Source organism: Synechococcus sp. H60.3 (assembly GCF_047462295.1).
Taxonomy (GTDB): Bacteria; Cyanobacteriota; Cyanobacteriia; order Thermostichales; family Thermostichaceae; genus Thermostichus.
In genome coordinates this window covers 1-8,384 of the sequence record NZ_JANSIY010000016.1, presented here as the reverse complement: position 1 = coordinate 8,384, position 8,384 = coordinate 1, and the positions used below count along the sequence as shown (strand labels likewise).

Annotated in this window: 7 protein-coding genes; 3 read left to right on the top strand and 4 right to left on the bottom strand. The window is 63.0% G+C overall.

The genetic code is table 11. The features are described from left to right. The 4 genes from NW841_RS03200 to xseA all read right to left on the bottom strand — a co-directional run. A partial coding sequence (locus NW841_RS03200) for a DUF3536 domain-containing protein (RefSeq protein WP_414385325.1) occupies window positions 1-2,562 on the bottom strand: 2,562 nt, incomplete at its 3' end. Between the two features lie 334 nt (window positions 2,563-2,896). Beyond that, window positions 2,897-3,766 (bottom strand): bifunctional methylenetetrahydrofolate dehydrogenase/methenyltetrahydrofolate cyclohydrolase FolD, encoded by an 870-nt coding sequence (gene folD, locus NW841_RS03195; RefSeq protein WP_414385323.1) that lies wholly within the window; start codon window positions 3,764-3,766, stop codon window positions 2,897-2,899. A gap of 144 nt (window positions 3,767-3,910) precedes the next feature. Then, complete coding sequence (xseB, locus tag NW841_RS03190; RefSeq protein WP_414366634.1) at window positions 3,911-4,147, bottom strand: exodeoxyribonuclease VII small subunit; 237 nt, start codon at window positions 4,145-4,147, stop codon at window positions 3,911-3,913. Next, the gene (gene xseA, locus NW841_RS03185; protein WP_414385321.1) at window positions 4,128-5,414 is read right to left on the bottom strand and encodes an exodeoxyribonuclease VII large subunit; all 1,287 of its coding nucleotides are present in this window, start codon (window positions 5,412-5,414) and stop codon (window positions 4,128-4,130) included. The genes xseB and xseA overlap by 20 nt, the downstream gene beginning before the upstream one ends. A gap of 77 nt (window positions 5,415-5,491) precedes the next feature. Between xseA and NW841_RS03180 the strand changes: the two genes are divergently transcribed. From NW841_RS03180 to NW841_RS03170, 3 genes are all read left to right on the top strand, one after another. Then, on the top strand, window positions 5,492-6,628 hold the full coding sequence (locus tag NW841_RS03180) for an AI-2E family transporter (protein WP_414366630.1): 1,137 nt from the start codon (window positions 5,492-5,494) through the stop codon (window positions 6,626-6,628). A 119-nt stretch (window positions 6,629-6,747) separates the two neighbouring features. Next, window positions 6,748-7,122 carry a DUF1257 domain-containing protein gene (locus tag NW841_RS03175; RefSeq protein ID WP_414376867.1) on the top strand — a complete coding sequence of 125 codons (375 nt, stop codon included), beginning with the start codon at window positions 6,748-6,750 and terminating at the stop codon, window positions 7,120-7,122. A gap of 22 nt (window positions 7,123-7,144) precedes the next feature. Continuing rightward, the gene (locus NW841_RS03170) at window positions 7,145-8,260 is read left to right on the top strand and encodes a pentapeptide repeat-containing protein (protein WP_414366626.1); all 1,116 of its coding nucleotides are present in this window, start codon (window positions 7,145-7,147) and stop codon (window positions 8,258-8,260) included. The last annotated feature ends 124 nt before the right edge of the window (window positions 8,261-8,384 follow it).

The window sequence follows — 8,384 nt, the reverse complement described above, 5'->3', positions numbered from 1 at the left end:
TGCTGGAGGCAGTAGGTGCTGGAGACAGGCAGCACCATTGATGCGAAGTTGTTGCCCCAGCCGCAGCAAGCGGTGGAGGACTTCGCCAGGGATCCCAGGGCCACTGCGGAGCGCCTCTAATCGCTGCCGCTCTAGCCGCAGTAGGTAGAGCTCTTGGAGGCGATCCAGGCGGATAGGCAGGTTGAGATCGGCAGCTAGGCGCAGCCACTCTTCTAGGTTGTGGAGCTGTTCGCTGAGAGTTTCCGAGTCGGCTGCCTGGGCCAACTGCCACATCCCCCGCTGCAAGAGCCGATCCAAAACCCGGGCCGCCTCTTCCCGCCGCAACTGGCACCCCAACTGCTCCGCCTCGCGGGCAATGGCCCGCAACTCCAGCAGGTGATCCCGCTTGCCCTCTTCGATTTCCATCGCTCGCAAGCTGCTTAACAGGCGCTGGTTGAGGGTGATCTGCGCAGCAGCCAACAGCTCCTCTGGGATTGGCAGGCCATCGGCCCGAAAAGCCATCAAAACCCCGTAGTTTTCCAGGTAGGTTTGGCGGTAGAGCTGGGCTAGGCGATCCAGGGTATCCTGGGTTAACCAGCGCAGCATCTGCTGCCGGTCTTCCTCCGTCAAAGCGTTGAGGTCAAAGGTTTCCGGGCCAAACAGCTCCTGCAGGGTCAGGATCACCTGGATGCGGCTGTGGGCTCCAGACAGCAGGCGGGCTTTCAACTGCTCATAGCTGCGCCGCCCCGTAAACGGCTTGACGCCACATTGAAAGTCCCAGCCGCCCAGATGGAGGAGAGCGTAGATGAGGTCATGCTCCTCAAAGGTGGTGGGAAAAGAGAGCTTCACTCGCCCAACCAGCAGGGTGGATCCCCCTATAGCCAGGCGCTCCTGATCCACTGGCTCCAGCATATATCCGGGAGCTCGGGGCATGCTGTTGAACAGGGAAAGCATGGCGTGCTGAGCCACCAGCCGCTGCGGGCTAACTAGGCAGGGGCGCACCAGCGCCTGGTAAACGCCTCGGCCATCTTTGTAGAGCTCGAGGTTGCTGGGGGCTTTGCTCAAGCGGCGCAGAAATTCTTCTTCCAGATCCACATCCGCCACTGCTGCCGCCAGCTCGATGGCCCGCGCCGCGTAGCGCAGGATCTGCACTCCCTCAGGACGGGACAGCTCCTCAAAAAACCAGCCGCAACTGGTAAACATCAATTGGCCGTAGCGCTGCATCTCCAACAGGCGCAGCACTTGCACCCGGTCTTCGGCAGTGAGGCGGTGGCTCTGGTGCTCCTGCAAAAACGCCTCGCAGCGCTCCCGATCCAAGATCACCTCGATGTAGCGATCCCGGGCCAGCCAGGGATCCCGCAGGTAGGCCTTGGCCTCCGTTTCGTAGATCTCGGCCAACTGATCCCGCAGCCAGTTGAGGGCCTCCCGCAGCGGTTGCCGCCAGCGCTGGTGCCAGCCTGGAACTGCCCCACAGCCGCAGTCGCGCGACCACCGTCCCACCCCGTGGGCGCAGCTCCAGGCCGTAACTGGCTTGAGTTGCACCTCCCAAGTGGGGGGATGGTAGCTGAGGAAGTGGCCGTAGTTGCCCACCTGCCAGCCCCGCCGGGGAAACTCTTCGCAAAAGGCATAGGCCAGCGTGCGCTCCACGCCGCGCTTGTGGTGGCCAAAGGTCTCGCCATCGGTAGCACAGTTAATCAGATAGGGTTCCCCTTCTCTGTCAGGGCGGATGGCCAGCCGGAGCCGCTCTGCCAGCGACTGGGTGCTGTAGACAATATCGCCAAAGCCGAGATCCCGGGAGATAGGGCCGTCAAAAAAGAAAATGTCCAGGTAGCCGCTGCGATCCGGGGTAAAGCAGCGGTAGGGCCGGCTGGGATCGATCTGGCCCTGGCTGACATCGATCCATTCCGTTTGACCCAAAGGACGAATGCGCTGCGCCTGGCTGGGGGCGAGGATGACGAAACGGATCCCGCAGTCGACTAAGGCTGCAACTGTTGCTGCATCGATGGCAGTTTCCGCCAGCCACATGCCTTCGGGGAAGCGGCCAAAGCGATGCTGGAAATCGGCGATCCCCCAGCGGATCTGGGTGTACTTGTCCCGCTCGTTGGCCAGGGGCAGGATGACGTGGTTGTAGACCTGGGCAATGGCATTGCCATGTCCCTCCAGCCGCTCGGCGCTGAGGCGGTCGGCAGTCAAGATGCGTTGGTACACTTCAACGTCGTGCTCCTCCAACCAGGAGAGGAGAGTGGGGCCAAAGTTAAAACTCAAGAATTCGTAGTTATTGACAATGCGCACCACCCGCCCCTGATCGTCCAGGATGCGGGCAAAGGCGTTGGGACGATAACACTCCGCTAAAATGCGCTCGTTCCAGTCGTGGAAGGGGCTGGCGCTGGGCTGACGTTCAACGCGGTTCAACCAGGGATCCTCCCGCGGCGGCTGGTAGAAATGGCCGTGCAACACCACGTAGGGGACGGTGGTGGTAGCTCGCGGAGGCGGAGAGCTAGCATCGGTTAGAAAGGGAGCCGGATCCCCTTGCCCTGATTGGGCCGCCGGCTCAGGGGGATTTTGGGAGCCACTCGGCAGCATGAGACCCTACTCCTTGCCCGCCCTCGGAGCTTCAGTTCTGGGGAAACGGGCCGCTAGTTAACCTAAGTTCATATCCATACGTTACAGCGATCCCCGATCTGCGACTGTCAACGTAAAGGATTTGGACAAAAATTTGACAGCGAATAACTATCGCTTAGCAATCTTCTTGCGCTCCCCTCGCGGGGACTCTCGAGCAGGCCTGAAGATCACTCATCTCACTGCCACTCGGAGTAACAAGCTATACAAGGAGCCTCGCTGATGTCTCCAAGGTTCCATCCTGGTGGCCAGCGGTTGGAAGTTTTTCAAGGACATGGATTTTGAGGACAGCCTCCAGCTACAGGTGGCTGCGAAGCTTGTAGCTTTCCAGGGTGTTGGCCAGCAGCATCGTCACCGTCATCGGCCCCACGCCGCCCGGCACAGGCGTGATGGCAGCGGCCCGCTCTTTAACCGCTTCGTAGTCCACATCTCCCACCAACTGCTCAGCTCCGTCAGGGCCTTGGATACGGTTGATGCCTACATCGACCACCACAGCCCCCGGCTTCACCATTTCTGCCTTGAGCAAGCGAGGGCGCCCCACGGCCATGACTACAATGTCGGCACTGCGGGTTACTTCGGCCAGGTTGGGTGTACGGGAGTGGGCCATGGTAACCGTGGCGTCGGCAGCCAACAACATCAAGCTCAAGGGCTTGCCCACCAGGAGGCTGCGACCGACCACTACGGCTTTTTGCCCGGCAAGCGGGATCCCTTCTGCCTCCAGCAGGCGTATCACGCCCAGGGGGGTACAACTGCGCAGGCCGGGCTCGCCGCGCACTAGCCGGCCCAAGTTGAGGGGGTGTAGCCCGTCCACATCTTTGGCGGGATCGATGGCCAGAAGGGGCGGGATGGGATCCCAGCCGGGGGGCAAGGGCAGTTGCACAAGGATGCCGTCCACCCGCTCGTCCTGGTTGAGTTGGGCGATGGCGTCGAGCAGATGGGCGGGGGAGTCTTGGGCGGAAAAATGGCGGCCAAAGGAGGCGATGCCCACCCGCTCACAGGCCCGCTCTTTGCCGCGCACGTAAGCCGCACTGGCGGGATCCTCTCCAACCCGCAGCACCGCCAATCCCGGCGGACGCCCCACCCGCGGCAGCCAAGCTTGCACTTGGGCGGCCATCTCCGCTTGCAGGCGAGCAGCCAGGGCTTTGCCATCCAAGATCTTGGCGGACATAGAGGGCGCCCCAAAGGATCTTGACAACTTGACCATCTTCAGGGGCACCGCCCCCTTCGTCAAGCCTTGCCCCCGTTGAGCAACAGCAGCAGGGGCACCTGGGGCCTTTGCCCAGTTTCTTGGACTGCCCCATTCCCCCCGGCTCTAGAACTCGCGCAGCTCTTCTTCGCCAGGGCCTAACTCCTCAATGAGGATCTCCACCTGCTGCCGTTTTTGCTCCAAAAACTGGGCGCAGCGCTTTAGGGTCTGGGCGGCCTGCTGGAAGCGCTCCACCACTTCCTCCAGATCCAGCTCCCCCGATTCAATCTGGGCAATCAAACTTTCCACTTCGGCAATGGCTGCTTCGTAGCGCCAGGGATCCTCACGTTTGCGGCGGCTCATGGCTCTCCTCCACTCGGGCCCAGAGGCTTCCCAAGGCCAGTTGTATCCTCAGCCGGGTCTGCGGCGGTAGGTGGTGGGTGCGAACCAGGGATCCCCGTTCGTCCCGCACCAGGGCGTAGCCCCGCCTGAGGACGGCGGCAGGGTCGAGGGCTTGCAGGTGCTCCTGGAGGGCCTGTTGGCGCTGTTGCTGCTGCTGAAGGCGATGGCGCACGGCCTGGACAAGGTGCTGCTGTCGTTGGGCTAGGCGCTCCTGCGCCTGTTGCAGCAGCCGCTCCGGATGGATTTGGGCGAGATGGCGCTGGGTGTGCTGGAAGCGCCGCTGTGCCCTCTCCAAAGCCTGCAGCGTGCGTTCGATCAACTTCTGGCGCAACTGGGATCCCTGGCGCTGCAATTCCCGCAGATCGGGCACGATCCGCTCGGCCGCCGCTGTGGGGGTGTGGGCCGCGTAGTCGGCCGCGTAGTCCGCCAAGGTCTCGTCCCGCTGGTGGCCGATCCCCGTCACCACCGGAATAGGGCACTCGGCAATGGCCCGCACCACCCGCTCATCGTTAAAGCAAGCCAAATCCTCGCCGGATCCACCCCCTCGAGCAATCAGCAGCACTTCCGCCCGCCCATCCTGTTCCACCCGGCGAATGGCCCGCACAATCGACTCCGGGGCCGCTTCCCCTTGCACCTGGGCCGGCGAAAACAGCACCCGCAGCCCGGGGTAGCGCTGGTTGAGGGTGCGGCGGATATCGCCCCAGCCGGCGGCGTCGGGAGAGCTGACGACGGCAATGCACTGAGGGTGGGTAGGTAGAGGCCGCTGGTTGTCGAACAGGCCCTCGGCAGCCAGGCGGGCCTTGAGCTGCTGCAAGCGCCACGCCAACAGCCCCTCGCCCGCCGGCAGCAGTTGCCAGATAACAAGGCGATAGTAGCTGCCGCCGCTGTAGATGCCGATTTGCCCCAGCGCAAGCACCTGTTGCCCCACTTCCGGCCAGAAGCTGAGCCGGGCAGTCTGGCTTTGCCACACAACCCCCTTGAGGACATCGCCGCTTTCCGGATCCACCAGGGTCAGGAACAGGTGGCCGTTGCGGTTGCGCTGGCAACTGGAGATTTCTCCGACCACCCACAGCCTGGCCAAGTAGGGATCCCCGGCCAGCAGCGACTTCAAGTAGCCGGACACTCCCCCCACCGAGAGCAGGGGGACTTCCTCGGCAGGAAAGGATTCTGTCCCGAATTCCAGGCCATCAAAGGCCAGAGCCATTGCTTGCGGCTCCAGATCGCGCATACGGCGCTCCCCCATGGGAATGCTCGGGATCCCATCTAGAATAGGCGACGACGGGGCGAGAGAGGAGGTGAGCTGCGGTGACCTTCGCCCATTGGCTGGGGCTGGCAGCGCTGCTGGGCCTGTTGGTTCTGCTCTGGCAGATCCGGCAGATCCTGCTATTGGTGTTTGCGGCCATCGTCTTGGCAGTAGCTTTAGACACCCTGGCTCAGATCCCGCAGCGCTACGGTTTTCGCCGTGGCCCCTCGCTCCTCATCACCGGCTTGACGGTTCTGGTGGGGGCAATTCTGGTGGGGCTGATCGTAGTGCCTCCCCTGGCGGATCAGTTGCGGCGGCTGTTTACCGATGGGGTGCCCGCTGGGATCGTGCAGGCGCAGCGGCTATTTGAGAACCTCATCCTCTCGTTGCCGACGGATATCGAGCTGCCGACGCTGCGGGAGTTGGCCAATAGTCTTGTGCCCCAGGCCACTGAGTTGGTGCGCCAGGTGCGGGACTTTTTCTCCCAGTCCTTCACCGCCTTCTTTGCCACCCTGCTCAACTTGCTGTTTGTCATCATCCTCACCATCCTATTGTTGGTGGATCCTCAAGCCTACAGCCGCGCCTTTGTCTCGGTTTTCCCCGCCTTTTACCGCCCCCGCGTCCGCTATATCCTCAAGCGCTGCGAGCTGGCGCTGCGAGGGTGGCTGGTGGGGATCCTCTTCACCAGCAGCCTGGTAATGCTGCTAAGCGGCATTGGGCTGTGGATTTTGGGCGTGCCTTTAACCTTGGCCAATGCCGTGCTGGCGGGACTGTTTAATTTCATCCCCAACATCGGCCCCACCTTGAGCGTGGTCGCCCCCATGCTGGTGGCCCTCACCGATGCCCCCTGGAAATCGCTGGCGGTGCTGGGGCTCTACATCTTCATCCAGCAGTTGGAAAGCAGCGTCTTCACCCCCATCGTCATGTCGCGGCAGGTGTCGCTTTTGCCGGCTCTGACTTTGGTGGCCCAAGTTACCTCGGCCTTTTTCTTTGGAGTACTGGGCCTGTTTTTGGCTGTGCCCTTGGCGGCCATCCTGCAGGTGTGGATCCAGGAGGTGCTGATTCGGGATGTGTTGGATCCTTGGCAGGGATCCCGGGCCCGCACCTTGCCCCTGGCCAAGGGAGATGGGATCCCGGCTCCCCAGGAGAAGCCGAAGCCTCTGCAGCCAGGGAACGAGAACACCATCCCGCTGCCGTGAGGGTAGAGAAGTTGCGGGAGCCGCGGGAAACGTAATCCTCCTTCACATTTCTTCCACAACTGCAGAGGCGCTTCTATAGTGAGGATCCCGTCTCCATCCGTTCAAGGATCGGAACCGCCATGTCCCACTTCACCACCTTGCAAGTGCAAATCAAGGATGCCGACCTGCTGGAAGAGACCCTCAAGGAATTGGGCTACACCGTGGAGCGGAACGCCAGCCTGCGCGGCTACCTCTGGAACCGCACTCGCGCCGATCTGGTGATCCGGCAAAAGAACGGCTTTGACATCGGCTTTCGCCGCAACGGGGATCACTACGAGCTTGTGGTGGATCTGTGGGGGGCGGGCATCGATCCCCAGACTTTCCTAGAGCCGATTTTGCAGCGCTACGCCCACAAGAGCTTGCTGCGCTCTGCCCGGCAGCAGGGCTTCGCCATCGAGGCGGAGGAGCGCCTAGAGGATGGCACCATCCGCGTAGTGGTGGGGCGCTGGGTATAACCAGGCCCATTGGCCTCCACCCATGCTCGGCAACTCCCGACCTGCAGTGGGCACAGGTGAGGGATCCCGGCCCCGCCCCTGGGATCTGGTGCTGGGGGGACAAGTGGCAGCCGGCGGTGCACCGATCCACGCCCTGGTCTTGGGGGGGCTTGAGGGGGCGCGGCGACGGCTCACCCAGGGCGACGAGGTGGTACGTCTGGCCACCTTGCCCCAGTTGCTGCAGTACGGGCCGGCAGGTCTGGCCGAACTCATCGAAGCACTGGCTGGCAACACCTCCTGGGCGGTGCGCCTGGCAGCGTGGCGGCTCCTCTCCCAGCTCGAGCAGCCGGAGGCAGAGGAAGCCTGTCGCACCTACAGCCCCTTTCGCCCAGTGGGAGGTGCGCAGGGGGTCATCGTGGCCTATCGGCGCGGGGAGCGGGATTTTGCCTACGCCGACCTGGAGGGAGGGGATCTGCAAGAGGCACGGCTGGGAGGTGCCAACTTCTACGAAGCTAACTTGAGAAAGGCCAACCTGCGCCTTTGCAACTTCAACGGCGCCCACCTGCGCCAGGCGGATCTGCGCCAGGCCAATTTGCAGGGAGCCAAGCTAAGCGGCGCTGTCCTCGAAGGGGCAGATCTGCGGGGAGCCGACCTGAGGGGGGTAAAAGTCAGCGGCACCAGCCTGCGGGGATCCCAGCTTTCTGAGACAACCCGGCTGGAGGAGCGGCTGCGCCACATCTGGCAGTTGCAGAACTGGGGAGGAGAGGGGCAGGATCTCTGTGGCCAAGACCTGAGCAAGGCCGACTTGAGGGGGCTGGTGCTGCGCCAGATCCGGCTGCGGGGGGCCGACCTCAGCCGCGTGGATCTGCGCGGATCCAACCTAGAGGGAGCAGACTTGCGGGGAGCCAACTTGCAGCGGGCGGATCTGCGGGAGGCCAACTTGCAAAATGCCGACCTGGAAGGAGCCGATCTCAGCGGCGCCGAGCTGCGTCAGGCCCAGTTCCAGGGGGCCAACCTGCGCCGGGCCGATGTCAGCCGCGCCAACCTCGCCCAGGCCAACCTGGAAGGCGCCCAGATCGAGGGCCTCAAGCACAGCGGATCCCGGATTGCCGGCCTGATCTTCCCCGACGGCACCCCCCTCAAGCCCTGGTGGTGGTAACAAGATACCTGCCGCTTGAGCAAGACTAACCCAACGCCGGATGATGCCAACTTTTGCTCAACGCTTCCTCGCTGCTGGGTAATCTCCCTGGGCTTATTCAACGTAAGGCGCGGGATTCCCCACC

What these genes read in the sequence shown, in the direction of transcription:
- xseB (WP_414366634.1), bottom strand. Translation starts at nt 4,147, where the DNA reads ATGAGCCGCCGCAAACGTGAGGATCCCTGGCGCTACGAAGCAGCCATT.
- folD (WP_414385323.1), bottom strand. Translation starts at nt 3,766, where the DNA reads ATGTCCGCCAAGATCTTGGATGGCAAAGCCCTGGCTGCTCGCCTGCAA.
- xseA (WP_414385321.1), bottom strand. Translation starts at nt 5,414, where the DNA reads ATGCGCGATCTGGAGCCGCAAGCAATGGCTCTGGCCTTTGATGGCCTG.
- NW841_RS03170 (WP_414366626.1), top strand. Translation starts at nt 7,145, where the DNA reads ATGCTCGGCAACTCCCGACCTGCAGTGGGCACAGGTGAGGGATCCCGG.
- NW841_RS03175 (WP_414376867.1), top strand. Translation starts at nt 6,748, where the DNA reads ATGTCCCACTTCACCACCTTGCAAGTGCAAATCAAGGATGCCGACCTG.